Here is a 14,617-nt window from a genome sequence, read left to right as displayed (position 1 = left end):
CACCCGTAACTTTGGTGTTGTGGTTTGCTGTTGTTTTTCCGCCGTCTCCCCCCCCCCCCCCCCCCCCACAACTCAACGGGTCACTCGGTGCGTAGGGTGGTGGCGGTGCGAGCGGCATCACCAGGTGGTGCAGGGCGACGCCCGCCGGCCGCGCCCAGGCCCGCGACGGAGGCGAGCACCATCACGACGGTCTGCCGCGGCGCCATCCCGATCGCCTTGCAGACGCCGAGGTCGTGCACGCGCTCCCGGGTGTCCAGGACGACCGCGTTGAGCACGCCGAGCCCCGCCACGGTGACCAGCAGCAGCGTGAGGAGCGCCGCCAGCGTGTCCAGGACGACGATCGTGCTGCTGACGTCGTCGGCCGCCGCCACCGCGTTCGCCCCGAGCGGCTCGAGGGCGCGGTTCAGCCCGCTGAGGTAGGACGCCGTCGAGACTCCCGGCTTCAGCCGGACGAGGTACTCCTCGGGCGCCTCCTGGTCCTTGACCCCGGCGAACGAGGAGGCGGCGGCGTGCACGCGCATCCCGTCGTTCTCCAGGTCGAACGCCTCGCCGACGATCCGCAGGCGCACCGCGGTGCCCTGGTCCAGCACGGTGATCGTGTCGCCGATGCGGTGGCCGGTCACGTCGAGGAAGTGCGTCGGCACCACGGCCTGGCCGGGGCCGGTGATCCGGTGCCCCGCGATGACGTCGTAGGCGGCGGCCCGCAGATCGTCCTGGTAGAGCCGCATGTCGACCGCTCCCACGACGCCCGTCACGGTCACCTGCGCGGAGCGGATCCCGTAGTACGACGCCGTGCCGGACTGGGCGGCGATGGCGGCTCCGACCTTCGCGCCGTCCAGGGTGGGCGGCCCCTGCATCGGGCCCTGCGTCGGCCCCTGCCCGGGGCCCTGCCCGGGGCCCTGCGGGGGCTTCTGCGCGGGCCCTTGTCCTGGTCCCTGCGGAGCGGGTCCTCCGGCCATCACGCTGACGGCGGCCTTCGCGGCCGGGTCGCGGGCGGTGCCGATGGTGTTCAGCGACGCCGCGAGGCCGATCGCGAACGTCGCGGCGGCGGTCCCGAACACGACCGCCGCGAGCATCGACGCCGACCGGACGGGGCGCGCGAACGGGGTCGCCAGCCCGAGCGTCACCGGGCGCGGCAGCGGCAGCCGCCCCGCGACCCGCTGCGCCCACCGGCCGCGGCCCGTGCTCGGCGCCCGGCCGACCGCGATCGCCCCGGCGGTCCGCAGCCGTCCCGCCCGCAGCGCCGGGACGAGCGCGGAGACCGCCACGACCAGCAGCGCGCCCGCCGCGACACCGGCGGCGCGCCCGGCGGCGGGGGAGCGGCGGCGGGCAGCGGCCGCGGCCTGATCAACCTGCGCGAGCGGCTCGCGGTCTACGGCGGCACGCTGGAGTCGGGCCGCACCCTCGCGGGCGGCTTCCGCGTCGCGGCCACGATCCCGCTGGACGGCCCCCTGGACGGCACCGTGCCCGGGAGCCGGGCGTGAGCGCGGCCGGCGGCGCGGGCCTGCGGGTGCTCATCCTCACCACCTACGACCTGGACCACTACGTCTACGCGGCGCTCACCGCGGGTGCCAGCGGGTTCCTGCTCAAGGACGTGACGCCCGAGCGGCTCACCGCGTCGGTCCGGCTCGTGCAGGCCGGGGACGCGCTGCTCGCGCCCGCCATCACCCGCCGCCTCATCGAGCGCTTCGCGCCTCGCGACGACGGGGCCCGGTGGGAAGCGCGGCCGGCGGTGCACCGCGACCTGTCCCAGCTGACGCCGCGCGAGCTGGAGGTGCTCGGCCTGCTCGCGACCGGGCTGTCGAACGCCGAGCTGGCCGAGCGGCTCACGCTCAGCGCCGCTACGGTCAAGACGCACGTGGCGCGCATCCTGGCGAAGCTCGACCTGCGCGACCGGGGCCAGGCCGTGGTGTCGCCTACGAGACGGGACTGGTGTCCGCAGGTCGCGGCCCGCAGGGAAGCGGACCGCCGGGAAGTCCGCCGCCGGGAAGCGGCGATTCGGGGCGCTGAACGGCGCGTTCCGCAGAGCGTTTTTCCGGTGCGGTGAATTCGCCGGCCGCCGGCGTTCTCGCGCCCTTTCCGGAAACGCGGCCCGAACCGATCACCCGCAGGGCCCGAGCGCCAGTTCGCTCGCCATCTGCGCCCAGGCGTCGAGCGCGTCATAGGACGTGTCGTAGCAGTGCGCGAGGTTGAATCCGGAGGCCGAGCGGACGGCGAGGTGCGCGCGGCCGTCCGGCGGGCCCTCCAGCACGACGGCGGCCCGGGTGCTGTTGACGCGCATGTCCGCCAGGTGGTCGCCGGCGTCCTGGATGGCCAGCGTGACCACGTCCCAGAACACCCGTTCGGCGGCGGCGCAGTCGACGAAGCTGCCGAGCCGCAGGATGCCGTTCGCGCTGACGCACAGCAGGGCCGGCGCGGCGGCGCTGGTGAGCATGTACCGCCAGGTCCGCCATGTGTATTCCAGGTGGACGGCGTGATCGGCGAAGTCGTCCTCGTCAATGTCGGTCATCGCGCGCTCTTCTGGACGATGCTCTCGGCATGGCGGCCTCGCGTGCCGACGGGCACGGAGATGGTGTGGTACGGGACGGTACCACGGCGCCGTACGCGCGCCTACCGTGCCGGAGAAGGCAAATTCGTCGGCGCCGCGAGCGGCGGCCGAAAAGATCAGTTCCGGGGATCGGGAAAACCGCGCGGGCGGTGCGCGGACGGTGCTCCGCCGCGGTTTTCCGGCACCGGCCGGAACAGCGCGATCGTCGCCTCGACGGCGACCTCGGTGATGTCGCGGACGTCCGCACCGTCCTCCACCAGGGTGGCGGTGAGCTCGCGGAGCCCGCCGATCAGCATCAGCGCGAACGGGCGGGTGACCGGGCGGGACCCGGCCCGGACCATCTCCGCGTTCCCGGTGACGTCCTGCAGCAGCCGGAACAGCGTGTCGACCGCCTCGCGCTGCATCCGCCGGGCGGTGCCGGCGCCGAGCGACTGCAGCTCGCGGATCCAGCTGAGCGTGATCTCCGGTTCGGAGGCGACCATGTCGACGTAGGCCTCGACGCCCTGGCGGATCTGGGTCTCCCACGGCGCGGCGGGGTCGATCGCCTCGGCGACGCGCCGGCGCAGCATCCCGTTCGTCACCTGGAGCAGCTCGACGAAGCAGGCGTCCTTGGTCGGGAACTCGGCGTAGAAGGTGCGCCGGGACGTGCGGGCGTGCCGGACGATGTCGGAGACGGTGGTGTCGCGGTAGCCGCGCTCGCGGATCGAGTCGGCGAGGCCCGCCAGCAGGCGCCCGCGGAAGGACGCCGCGTCCCCGGCGCCCTCGGCGCCGGCGGCGTGCGTGCCGTCGTCCCGGCCGGGCCTCCGTGCCCCGCCGATGGACACTCCAGCGTTTTCCACCGTTGGAAAGCTATCTCATCGGCCCTCGTGGTGCCGGTGTCCCGTTCATCCGGGTCCGGGCGGCGGCACGTGGCGCCCGCCCATTGACATCGGGAGGTTCGCGTCGCATCGTTTTTGAAAGCTAATTCTAGAAATAGCTTCTAGCATGCGGCGGCGCCGGGCACCGGCCCGCCCGGGACGGAGGGAGCGACCATGACCGCGATCGCCGACGGACGGGTGGTCATCGTGACCGGGGCGGCCCGGGGCATCGGCCGCGAGCACGCGCTCGAGTTCGCCCGGCACGGCGCCCGGGTGGTCGTCAACGACCTCGGCGCGCAGGTCGACGGGACGGGCTCGTCCACCGGCCCGGCGGGCGAGGTGGTGGACGAGATCCGCGCCATGGGCGGCGAGGCCGTCGCCGACGGCACGGACGTGTCCGACTTCGAGGGCGCCCGCCGGCTCGTGGCCGCGACCGTCGAGCGGTTCGGCGACCTGCACGTCCTGGTGAACAACGCCGGCATCCTGCGCGACCGGATGCTGGTCAACATGTCCGCGCAGGAGTGGGACGCGGTGATCGCCGTCCACCTGCGCGGGACGTTCGGGCCGCTGCGGCACGCCGCCGCGTACTGGCGGGAGCGGCACAAGGCCGGGCACGAGGTCGACGCCCGCGTCATCAACACCAGCTCGTCGTCGGGCATCTACGGCAACCCCGGGCAGGGCAACTACGGCGCGGCCAAGGCGGGGATCGCCGCGCTGACCGTGATCGCGGCCCGCGAGCTGCGCCGCTACGGCGTGACGGTGAACGCGGTGGCGCCCGCCGCGCTGACCCGGATGACCGAGAACCTGGTCAAGGGCCGCGAGCGCCCGGCCGAGGGCTTCGACCCGGGGGACCCGTCCAACATCGCGCCGCTGGTGGTGTGGCTGGCGAGCCCGGGGGCGCGCGGGATCACCGGCCGGGTGTTCAACGTGCGCGGCGGCCGGATCAGCGTCGCGGAGGGCTGGCGCGCCGGGCCGGTCGTCGACAAGGGCGCGCGCTGGGCCCCGCACGAGCTGGACGACGTGATCCCCGCGCTGGTGGACAAGGCCCGCCCGAACGTCCTGCCCGACGGCGTCACCCCGGAGACGGGGGCCTGATCGACGCTTCCCCCGGGTCCCCGGCGGGCATGCCGATCATGGCGGTCGCACCCACGGAAACCGGAGGACGCCGATGACCACGTCGCAGCGGTACGGACCGCAGTACGGCCCCGACATCACCTTCCTCGGAGTGCCGCGCTGCGCCTGGCCGGACCCCGCGACCTACGCCGACGCCGACGTGGTCGTCCTCGGCGCCCCGTTCGACGGCGGGACGACCCACCGGCCCGGCACCCGGTTCGGCCCGCAGTACATCCGGCAGACCTGCTACCTGCCGCAGGACGGGTCGCGGCCGTCGCTGGCGCTGCGCGTGGACGGGCTCCAGGGCGACCTGACCGTGTACGACGCCGGGGACGTCGAGATGTTCTCCGGCGATGCCGAGCGCTCCGTCCGGGACCTTCAGGAGGCGGTGCACGCCATCGCGAGCAACGGCGCGATCCCGCTGGTCCTCGGCGGCGACCACACCATCGCCTGGCCCGACGCGGCCGGGGTGGCGCAGCACCTCGGCCAGGGCCGCGTCTCGATGGTCCACTTCGACGCGCACGCCGACACCGGCGACATCGAGTTCGGCTCGCTGGTCGGGCACGGCACCCCGATGCGCCGGCTGCTGGAGTCCGGGGCCGTCCGCGGCGACCGGTTCCTGCAGCTCGGCCTGCGCGGCTACTGGCCGGGCCCGGAGACGCTCGCCTGGATGGCGGAGCAGGGCATGCGCTCCTACGAGATGACCGAGATCGTCGCGCGCGGGCTGGAGGAGTGCCTGACCGAGGCGTTCGCGATCGCCACCGACGAGTGCGACGGGGTGTTCCTGTCCGTCGACATCGACGTGTGCGACCCCGGCCACGCCCCCGGCACCGGCACCCCCGAACCCGGCGGCCTCACCGCCCGGCAGCTGCTCGACGCGGTGCGCCGGGTCGCCTACGAGCTGCCGCTCGCCGGCGTCGACGTGGTCGAGGTGTCGCCGCCCTACGACCACGCCGACATCACCTCGGCGCTGGCGAACCGGGTCGTCCTGGAGGTGCTGTCGGGCATCGCGCGGCGCCGCCGCGACGACCGCGACGGCACGGCCTGGGACCCGCGGCAGCCCCTCCTCGACGGCCGCTGAGCGGGTTCGCCGAGCGGCTACGGCTTGCGGGCGACGCCGCAGAGCGTGGACGTCTTCGGCGCGTCGTTGAACGGGTTGGGCTCGGGCCGCCAGTCCTCGCACGCCACCACGCCGGGCTCGACCAGCTCCAGGCCGTCGAAGTAGCCGATGATCTGCTCCGGCGGGCGGAGCCGGTAGGGGACGGCGCCGGTGTCGTCGTACTGCTGCTGCGCCTCGTTGTGCGCCTCGTCGGTGTCGGTGTCGTCGTACAGGGCGAGGTAGCTGCCGGAGCAGAGGCCGCCGGTGAGGGTGCGGATGATGGTCAGGACGTCGTCGTAGGAGTCGACGTGGCCGAGCACGCCCATGAGCATCACCGCGACGGGCCGGTCGAAGTCGAGCTTGTCGCGCGCCGCGCGCAGCACCTCCTCCGGCTGGAGCATGTCGGCCTGGATGTAGCTCGTCTCGCCCTCGGGACGGCTGGTGAGCAGCGCGTGCGCGTGCGACAGGACCAGCGGGTCGTTGTCGACGTACACGATGTGCGACTCCGGAGCGACCCGCTGCGCCACCTCGTGGGTGTTGTCGACGGTCGGCAGCCCCGTGCCGACGTCGAGGAACTGCCGGATCCCCTCCTCGCCCGCGAGATGGCGGACGGCGCGGGCGAGGAAGTTGCGGCCCGCCCGCGCGATGTCCACGATTCCCGGATACACCTGCAGATACTGGTCGCCGGCCGCGCGGTCGACGGGATAGTTGTCCTTGCCTCCGAGCCAGTAGTTCCAGATACGCGCGGAATGCGGTACGGACGTGTCGATGATGCTGCCCGGCTCCTCGGTCACGGCATACTCCCCAATTCGCGGTTCGCCCCTTCAGGGACAAAGTAGCAGCCCGATCTTCGGCCGCACGGGCGTGCAGTTGTGGCACGCCGCGGCCAAGGTCGCGCGCAGGCCCGCCCGCGCCGCCGGCCGCATTGGACGGAGAATTGTTCATGCAGAACAGGAGTGCGGGCGGGCTGGAATTAGGAGCGGTGGCCGGACGGTTCCTCGGCTCCGGTGCGTCCTATATAGGGCGAACCGCGGGTCCCGGTTTCGGATGACCGCTTGAACGCGGGCGGCCCCGGGAAGGGGAACTCGCCGTATTCGGCTCGGCTCATGCCGGAATGGCGCCGGCCTTGCGGGTCAGCCAGGTCTGCGCCGGCCGGCAGACCAGCCGCGTGCCGTCCGCCTTGCACCAGGTCCGGTAATCGCCGGAGTAGAGGCGGTCGCCGAGCCAGCGGTAGTCCGCGCGCGGCTCATGGCGCGGCGTGCTCGCGACGAAGTTCGACGCGTCGTCGATGCCGCCCGTCCCGTCGTAGCGGGCGACCTGCGGGTACGGGTAGACGGGCCGGGTCCGCGCGACCGCGCCGCCCGCGACCTTCGAGGCGACGATCGCGCCGGGGCGCCGGCCGCTCTCCGTCCACGCCATCACCGGGGTGAGGACGTCGAAGGTGTCGGGGCCCTCGCCGCCGCCGCAGTGCGCGACGCCCGGGAACAGGTAGAGCCTGGCGAAGGCGTCGACGGCCTTGCGGCCCATGGTCTTGCGCATGGCGTCGTAGTAGGCGAGCGTGCCCTGCGGCGAGATGTGCTGGTCGCTCCAGCCGTGCCAGAGCAGCAGCTTGCCGCCGCCGCGCTCGAACCGGCCGAGGTCGGGGTCCATCGCGGACAGGTAGCCGGACGACCGCACCGTCTCCCAGAACGACTCGGCGGTGAACTTCAGGTCCGACAGCTTCCAGCCGGGCCTCACCTGGTTGGTGTAGCCGAGGTAGCGGGCGAAGGACTCCACGAAGTTCTGGCTGCCGACGGTCTGCCCCTGCGCGGACGGGACGAACAGCGTCCATTCGAGCTCGGACCCCCACTCGTGGGAGATCGCGGGCTCCAGCCGCCGGCCGTGCTCGTCGACCGCGCCGTCGTGCAGCCGCCGGACCACGCCGGCCTCCGCCCTGGTCAGGCATGTCGACGGGGCCTGGCCGGACGCGCACACGATCGTCGCCGGGTCGAAGCCGCAGCGCCGCGGGTCGCCGAGCAGGCCGTCCTTCAGCCCGTCGAGCCCGTCGCAGGCCTTCAGCACCGCCTGGTGGATCAGGGGCAGCCTCCCGGCGAGCAGGATGTAGCGGCCGTCGGCGTCGAGGTTGGTCAGCACGTTCCAGGCGTGGTGGAAGGTGTTCTGCACGACCATGTCGTTCGCGGGCGCGCCCGCGGCGATGCCGTCGAAGTCGCCCGGGTACCGCTGGGCCTCCATGAGCGCCTCGCGGCCCCCGTCGGAGCAGCCGTCGAAGTAGGAGTAGGCGGGCGAGCGGCCGTAGAACCGCTTGATGAGCGCTTTGGCGGCCTGCGACGTCACGTGGACGCCCCGGTAGGCGAAGTCGATCTGCGCCTGCGGGTCGTTCGCCGCCCACGACCCGTCCGGCGAGCCCTGGTGGCCCATGTCGGTCGTCGCGCCGGCGATGGTTCCGTCCTGCACGGGCGCGCAGGTGGACGCCTGCGTGTAGTTGATGGTGGAGCTGCCGCACTCGCCGCCGCAGCCGGTCTGCAGGTACCGCTGCGTCCAGCCGTTGACGGGCAGGCGCATGACGATGGTGTCGGCCGGCGCGATGGTGCCCCGGACGTCGCAGTAGGGGGCTGGCGCGCCGGCGGTCGAGACGGTCGCGGACGTGATGGTGACCGGCGCGTCGGTCACCCCGTCCAGGCGCAGGCCCGCCAGGTCGGCGCAGTCCATCACCGGTTTCACCGAGGCGAGGTCCGCGAGCCCGTCCGCCGTGATCCGCGGCGCGCGGGGCTGCGCCGCCGCGTCACCGGTCCCCGCCGCCGACACCAGGGCCGCGGCGAGCAGGGCCGCGGCGAGAGAACAGGCGACCGTCCGGAACCGGCCGCGCGCGCGTCTCAGGACGCCCGCTCCGAACACCGTGCCCCGAGTGAAGAACCCGTGCATGGAGAACCGCCTCCTCGGCTGGGCGGGCCCGCCGGCGCGGGGCCGGTGGCCGTGGCCGGGTGAACCGCATGCGGATGCTACAAAAATGGTGACAATCCAACAAGCAATCTGGCGCACAGGATCTGGACATCCTGGTGCAGGAGGCGCATCCTCCGGGTAGCCGACCCGCCGCACGCTCGCGTTTGGGGCCGTGCGAGTGGTCGAATCGGTGGCGACTTTGAAACCTAAATCGTTGACAATCTTGTCCGCGGATCCTTAGCATCGCCGTCACGCCAGAGGGACCCCCACCCCACCGACGCCCAGGAGAAGCACCGTGACACGAATCCGGGCGGCTCTGGCCGCCGCCTCCGCACTCCTCCTCGCAGCGTGCGGCGGGGGCGGCGGTTCCTCCGACGCCTCCGACAAGGGCCCCGCCACCGTCAAGGTGAGCGTCATCCCGATCGTCGACGTGGCGCCCGTCTACCTCGGCAATCAGCAGGGCTTCTTCGCCGAGCAGAAGCTGAAGCTGCAGTTCGAGACGGCCCAGGGCGGCGCGGCGATCGTGCCGGCCGTCGTCAGCGGCCAGGTCGACTTCGGGTTCAGCAACTACACCTCGCTGGTCCTCGCCCGCTCCAAGGGCCTGCCGCTCAAGGTCGTCGCGCCCGGCAACGCCTCGACCGGCGCCGACAAGAAGGACTTCGGCGGCGTCGTCGTCAAGGCCGGCAGCCCCATCAAGACCGCCAAGGACCTGGTCGGCAAGCGCGTCGCGGTCAACACCCTGAACAACATCAACGACACGACCGTCCGCGCCTCGATCCGCAAGGCGGGCGGCGACGCCACGAACGTCAAGTTCACCGAGCTGGCCTTCCCCGACATGCTCGCCGCCCTCGACAAGGGCAACGTCGACGCCGTCCAGGTCGTCGAGCCGTTCCTCACCACCGGGCTGAAGAACGGCGGGCGGCTCGTCGCCTCCAACTACGTCGACACCGCCCCGAACCTGACCATCGCCGCGTACTTCACCTCGCAGAAGACCGCCGCGTCCAAGCCCGACCTCGTCAAGCGGTTCGCGGCGGCGATGCGCAAGTCATTGCAGTACGCCGACCAGCACCCCGACGAGGTCCGCAAGGTCCTCGGCACCTACACCAAGATCGACCCGTCGGTCGCGAGCGCGCTGACGCTGCCGAAGTTCCCCACGCAGGTCAACAGCGCGGGCCTGCAGACGCTGGAGAACCTCGCCGTCCAGGACGGCCTGATCAAGAAGGCCCCCGACGTCAAGGAGCTGCTGCCTTGACGGCCGCGGTGACGGCGGACGCCGCGGGGGACGGCCGGGGCGGCCGCCGTCGCCGCGCCGCGCCCGGCTGGCTGCTCGGCCTGGCCGGCCTCGCCGGGCTGGTGGCGCTGGTCGAGGCCGTGCCCCGCGCGGGCCTGGTGAAGGAGCGGTTCCTGCCGCCGTTCAGCGACATGGTGTCCGCCCTGGCGGACGAGGCCGGGACGGGCGCGTTCTGGCGGGCCCTGCTGGAGACGCTGCGCGGCTGGGCGATCGGACTCGCCGTCGCGACCGCCGCCGGCGTGGTGCTGGGCGTCGTGATCGGCGGCCTGCCGCCGGTGCGGGCGGCGACGGCGTCGACGATCGAGTTCCTGCGCCCGATCCCGTCGGTGGCGCTGATCCCGCTGGCCGTCCTGCTGTACGGGACGACGATGCGCGCCACGCTGCTGCTGGTCGTCTACGCCTCCTTCTGGCAGGTGCTGGTGCAGGTCCTGTACGGCGTGCGGGACGTCGATCCGGTCGCCCGCGAGACGGCCCGCTCCTACCGCTTCCGCACGCTGACGCAGGTGCGGACGGTCCTGTGGCCGACGGCGCTGCCGTACGTGATGACCGGGTTCCGGCTGGCCGCGGCGGTCGCGCTGATCCTGGAGATCACCGGCGAGCTGGTCATCGGGTCGCCGGGCCTCGGCAAGCAGATCGCGGTGGCGCAGAGCTCCGGCGCCGTCGCGTCGATGTACGCCCTGGTGATCGTCGTCGGGCTGATCGGGGTCGTCGTCAACGTGATCGTGCGGGCGGTCGAGCGGCGCGTGCTGCGCTGGCATCCGTCCGTCCGGCGGGAGGTGTTCTCGTGACCGCCCTGGGCCTGCTGCGGCGTGCGCTGCTGCTGCTCGCGATGCCGGTCGTGCTCGTCGCGGCCTGGTGGGTCGCGACGGCGGGCAGCACCGACTTCTTCTGGCCGCCGCTCAGCACGATCCTCGGCACCTTCGACGACACCTGGTTCCACGGGCGGATCACCGGCGACGTCCTGCCGAGCCTCGGCCGGCTGGCCGCGGGCTACCTGCTCGCGCTGGCGCTCGGCGTCGGGCTCGGCGTCGCGATCGGCTCCGTCCGGGTGCTGCGCGCCCTGCTGGAGCCCGTCCTGGAGTTCTTCCGGGCGATCCCGTCGCCCGTGCTCGTGCCGATCCTGATGCTGTTCGCCGGCATCGGGAACGGGATGAAGATCCTCGTCATCGTCTCCGGCTGCGTGTGGCCCGTCCTGCTGAACACGGTCGAGGGCGTGCGCGCGCTCGACGAGGTGCTGCGCGACACCGCGCGCTGCTACCGGATGCGCCCGCACTCGCGGCTCGTCCACCTGGTGCTGCGCGGGGCGAGCCCGCAGATCACCGCCGGGGCGCGGCAGGCGCTGTCCATCGGGATCATCCTGATGGTGATCAGCGAGATGTTCGCCGCGAGCAACGGGGTCGGCTTCACCATCATCCAGTTCCAGCGCGGCTTCTCGATCCCGCAGATGTGGAGCGGGATCATCCTGCTCGGCCTGATCGGCATCGCCCTGTCGGCCGCCTTCCACGTCGTGGAGACGCGGGTGCTGCGCTGGTACACCGGCCTGCGCCGGGCACAGCGGGAGGGCTGAGATGACCACTGCACCGACCGGTGCCGGAACCGCGGGGACGTCCACCGCGCTGCTGGACGTCCGCGGCCTGAAGAAGGTCTACCAGGGCCGGGGCCGCTCCGTCGAAGCGGTCCGCGACCTGACCTTCGCCGTCGGACCGGGCGAGCTGGTCTGCATCGTCGGGCCGTCCGGCGCGGGCAAGACGACGCTGCTGCGCTGCGTCGCCGGGCTGCTGGACTGCACGTCCGGGGAGGTGGTGCTCGAAGGGGAGAAGGTGACGGGCCCGCCCCGGGGCATGGCCGTGGTCTTCCAGGAGTACGGCCGCAGCCTGTTCCCCTGGATGACAGTCCGGCAGAACGTCGAGCGGCCGCTGAAGGAGAAGCGGGTCCCGAAGGCCGAGCGGCGGCGGCTCGTGGACGAGGCGCTGGAGGCCGTCGGCCTGGCGAAGGTCCACGACTCGCACCCGTGGCAGCTGTCCGGCGGCATGCAGCAGCGGGTCGCGATCGCCCGCGCGGTCGCCTACGAGCCGCACATCCTGCTGATGGACGAGCCGTTCGCCGCGGTGGACGCGCAGACCCGGGCCGACCTGGAGGACCTCGTCCGCTCGCTGTGGCAGCGGCTCGGGGTCACCGTCCTGTTCGTCACGCACGACATCGACGAGTCGGTGTACCTAGGGCAGCGCGTGATCGTCCTGTCGAACTCGCCGACGGTCGTGCTGGAGGAGGTCCGGATCGACCTGCCGGACGAGCGCGACCAGCTCACCACCCGCGCCGAGCCCCGCTTCGCCGAGCTGCGGACCCGCATCTACAAGCTCGTCCAGCAGGCGAAGGACGGCCACCGGCCGGCGGAGTGAGCGCCGGGGTGACCAGCGGGGGGAGGGGCGCCGGCGCCCTAGAATCGATCGGCGGGTCCCTCGGCGATCCACGCGGCGCCGCGATGGTCGCGTGCCCGGTCAAGGCCCGCGAGTGAGGAAGCATGCCAGCGCACGAGCAGACCACGGACGTCCCCGGGGCGGGCCGCCCGGACGTCGCCGAAGCGATCCGCGAGGCGATCGTCCGGGGCGACTTCGCGCCCAACCAGCGCCTCGTCGAGTCGGACCTGTCGGACATGTTCGGGGTGGGGCGGAGCAGCGTGCGCGCCGCGCTGTTCGAGCTCACCACCGAGGGCCTCGTCGAGCGGGTGCAGAACCGCGGCGCCCGCGTGCGCGCCGTGACCGTGGACGAGGCGATCGAGATCTCCGAGCTGCGGATGGTGGTCGAGGGGCTGTGCGCCGCCAAGGCCGCCGAGCGCGTCACCGACACCGAGGTCGCCGAGCTGCGCGCGCTCGGCGACGCGATGCGCGCCGCGGTCGCGCAGGGGCATGTCCTGGAGTACTCCGAGCTGAACAAGGCCCTGCACTCGCGGATCGTGGAGATCAGCGGCCAGCGCACCGCCGCCGGGGTGCTGCGGCGGCTGCGGGCGCAGAACGTCCGGCACCAGTTCCAGCTGGCCCTCGTGCCCGGCCGCCCGAACGTGTCCGTCGCCGAGCACCTGGCGATCATCGACGAGATCTGCGCCCGCGCACCCGACGCCGCGGAGCGGGCCGCCCGACGCCACCTGCGCAGCGTCATCGACGCCCTCAAGGCGATCTGACCGCCCGCCCCGCTCCTTTCCGGGCCGGTCTCAGAACACCGTGCCGACGTCCTCGGCGACGAGCTGGTCGGCCGCCCGCTCGGCGACCGCCGCGATCGTCATCGACGGGTTGCACGCGGCGGCGGTGCCCGGCAGCAGCGCGCCGTCCAGCACGTACAGGCCGCGGTGGCCCTGGACTCGGCCGACGAGGTCGCAGACCGTCCCCATCGAGGCGCCGCCCAGCGGATGCCAGGTCGACGGGTAGACGGCGGTCGTGTCGGTGAGCACCGAGCCCTGGCCGGCGATCTTGTTGGCGCGCTCGTTGATGCGCTTGTAGAGGGCGTCGTCGGCGCCCTTCGGCCACTGCAGGACGGCGTCGTCCTTCGCGGAGTCGTAGGTGAACCGGCCCCGGCCCTTGCTCACCCCGTAGCCGACCATCATCGTGGACCGGAGGTTGACGCCGGTCGGCGGCAGCGACGCCTGGATGATCGTGTTGGCCAGGTCGGGGTCGTCCCACTCGAAGCTGCCGTAGACGACCGGGCCGCCCTGCGGCGCGCCGAAGTCGTCGGCGAGGTCCGTCCAGAGGTAGATGCGGTCGCCGTTGGAGCCCCAGCCGGCACCGAGGCCGTCGGGCATGTCGGGGATGTGGCCCTTCGCCGCCGCGCGCATCAGCAGCTTCGTGGTGCCCGCCGTCCCGGCCGCCATGACGAGCGCCTTCGTCGTGATGATCTTCTTCTCGAGCACGGTCCCGTCGGTGGAGATGCGGTCGACGGAGACCTGCCAGCGGCCGTCCGGGGCCAGCGCGACGTCGGTGACGTTGTGCTGCGTCGCGACGGTCACCCGCCCGGTGGCCTGGGCGGACGCGATGTAGGTGACGTCGACCGAGTGCTTGCCCCCGTTGTTCACCCCGAGGGCGCAGTCGCCGTTGGTGTAGGACGGCTTCATCTCGCCCTTCAGCTCGCGCAGCGCGTACGTCCAGTCGATCGGCATCGGGATCTTCGTGACGTCGTAGCCGGCCTTCTCGACGTGCTCGGCGAAGACCCGCGCGGGCTTGTAGGTCGTGCTGTTGATCAGCTCGTCCGGCGCGGTCTCGATCTGCAGCATCCGCGCGACGCGCGGGTAGTACACCGCGTTCATCCGCGCGTAGTCGAGCTGTTCGGGCAGGTTGGCGTTGAACACGTTCTCGGCGGGCTTCAGCGTCATGCCCTGGTAGACCAGCGACCCGCCGCCGACGCCCGCGGCGACGATCATGTCCATGCCGTTGCCGGGCACCTGCTCCAGGAGCCCGGTGTAGTGCTCGAACGGGTCCGCCGAGATGCCGAAGATCGTCGGAGTCGAACCCAGCCAGAACATCCGCTTGTCCGGGGACGAGGGGTGCGGGAACGTCTCGGCGTTGGGACCGGTGGGCCACCAGACGCCGCGCTCCAGGACGAGGCACTGCACGCCCGCCTGGGCGAACCGCAGGGCCGCGACGCCTCCGCCGAAGCCGGACCCGATGATGACGGCGCGCTCCTCCGAACGCGTCACCGGCACGCGGGCGGGCCTGCGGGCGGGCGCGCCCGCGGGCGCGGCGGCCCGGGCCCGCGGCGCCGCGCCGGCGACGGCCAGCCCC

The 14,617-nt window shown here is 72.8% G+C and carries 14 protein-coding genes; 8 read left to right on the top strand and 6 right to left on the bottom strand.

Going from position 1 to position 14,617, the window contains the following annotated elements:
- Positions 1-80: 80 nt before the first annotated feature.
- Positions 81-1,268, bottom strand: a complete 1,188-nt coding sequence (locus F8568_RS45855) for an ABC transporter permease family protein (protein ID WP_160574026.1) — start codon at positions 1,266-1,268, stop codon at positions 81-83.
- A 212-nt stretch (positions 1,269-1,480) separates the two neighbouring features.
- On the opposite strand from F8568_RS45855, the gene F8568_RS45850 reads away from it, so the two are divergent.
- Positions 1,481-2,047 (top strand): response regulator transcription factor, encoded by a 567-nt coding sequence (locus tag F8568_RS45850; RefSeq protein ID WP_328601326.1) that lies wholly within the window; start codon positions 1,481-1,483, stop codon positions 2,045-2,047.
- 54 nt (positions 2,048-2,101) lie between these two features.
- Here the strand turns inward: F8568_RS45850 and F8568_RS45845 are convergent, their stop codons facing one another.
- The gene (locus F8568_RS45845; RefSeq protein WP_151600458.1) at positions 2,102-2,509 is read right to left on the bottom strand and encodes a hypothetical protein; all 408 of its coding nucleotides are present in this window, start codon (positions 2,507-2,509) and stop codon (positions 2,102-2,104) included.
- Between the two features lie 155 nt (positions 2,510-2,664).
- The gene (locus F8568_RS45840; RefSeq protein ID WP_202126156.1) at positions 2,665-3,387 is read right to left on the bottom strand and encodes a TetR/AcrR family transcriptional regulator; all 723 of its coding nucleotides are present in this window, start codon (positions 3,385-3,387) and stop codon (positions 2,665-2,667) included.
- Positions 3,388-3,579: 192 nt separating this feature from the next.
- On the opposite strand from F8568_RS45840, the gene F8568_RS45835 reads away from it, so the two are divergent.
- Both F8568_RS45835 and speB read left to right on the top strand, forming a co-directional pair.
- Positions 3,580-4,500, top strand: a complete 921-nt coding sequence (locus F8568_RS45835; RefSeq protein WP_151600457.1) for an SDR family oxidoreductase — start codon at positions 3,580-3,582, stop codon at positions 4,498-4,500.
- Between the two features lie 73 nt (positions 4,501-4,573).
- Positions 4,574-5,599, top strand: a complete 1,026-nt coding sequence (gene speB, locus F8568_RS45830; RefSeq protein WP_151600456.1) for an agmatinase — start codon at positions 4,574-4,576, stop codon at positions 5,597-5,599.
- A 17-nt stretch (positions 5,600-5,616) separates the two neighbouring features.
- Here speB and F8568_RS45825 read toward each other — a convergent pair whose 3' ends face one another.
- Both F8568_RS45825 and F8568_RS45820 read right to left on the bottom strand, forming a co-directional pair.
- The gene (locus tag F8568_RS45825) at positions 5,617-6,411 is read right to left on the bottom strand and encodes an SAM-dependent methyltransferase (RefSeq protein WP_328601325.1); all 795 of its coding nucleotides are present in this window, start codon (positions 6,409-6,411) and stop codon (positions 5,617-5,619) included.
- 310 nt (positions 6,412-6,721) lie between these two features.
- Entirely contained in the window at positions 6,722-8,539 is a 1,818-nt protein-coding gene (locus F8568_RS45820) for a tannase/feruloyl esterase family alpha/beta hydrolase (RefSeq protein ID WP_151600454.1), read from the bottom strand.
- A 313-nt stretch (positions 8,540-8,852) separates the two neighbouring features.
- Between F8568_RS45820 and F8568_RS45815 the strand changes: the two genes are divergently transcribed.
- The 5 genes from F8568_RS45815 (at position 8,853) to F8568_RS45795 (ending at position 13,026) form a co-directional block, all read left to right on the top strand.
- Positions 8,853-9,809 (top strand): ABC transporter substrate-binding protein, encoded by a 957-nt coding sequence (locus F8568_RS45815; protein WP_151600453.1) that lies wholly within the window; start codon positions 8,853-8,855, stop codon positions 9,807-9,809.
- Positions 9,806-10,636: an ABC transporter permease gene (locus F8568_RS45810; RefSeq protein ID WP_202126155.1), complete on the top strand. Its 831-nt coding sequence runs from the start codon at positions 9,806-9,808 to the stop codon at positions 10,634-10,636. Before F8568_RS45815 ends, F8568_RS45810 begins: the two co-directional genes overlap by 4 nt.
- Positions 10,633-11,415 (top strand): ABC transporter permease, encoded by a 783-nt coding sequence (locus F8568_RS45805; RefSeq protein WP_328601324.1) that lies wholly within the window; start codon positions 10,633-10,635, stop codon positions 11,413-11,415. The genes F8568_RS45810 and F8568_RS45805 overlap by 4 nt, the downstream gene beginning before the upstream one ends.
- A gap of 1 nt (position 11,416) precedes the next feature.
- Entirely contained in the window at positions 11,417-12,247 is an 831-nt protein-coding gene (locus F8568_RS45800) for an ABC transporter ATP-binding protein (RefSeq protein ID WP_151600452.1), read from the top strand.
- Positions 12,248-12,369: 122 nt separating this feature from the next.
- A complete protein-coding gene (locus F8568_RS45795; RefSeq protein WP_151600451.1) occupies positions 12,370-13,026 on the top strand; it encodes a GntR family transcriptional regulator in 657 nt (218 codons plus the stop codon).
- Positions 13,027-13,056: 30 nt separating this feature from the next.
- Here the strand turns inward: F8568_RS45795 and F8568_RS45790 are convergent.
- Positions 13,057-14,617, bottom strand: a 1,561-nt coding sequence (locus tag F8568_RS45790; RefSeq protein WP_202126154.1) for a GMC oxidoreductase, incomplete at its 5' end; no start/stop codon positions are given.

Origin of the sequence: Actinomadura physcomitrii (assembly GCF_008923205.2) — a bacterium.
Lineage (GTDB): Bacteria > Actinomycetota > Actinomycetes > Streptosporangiales > Streptosporangiaceae > Spirillospora > Spirillospora physcomitrii.
The sequence above is the reverse complement of the archived record's forward strand: the minus strand, read 5'-3'. Positions and strand labels throughout refer to the sequence as shown.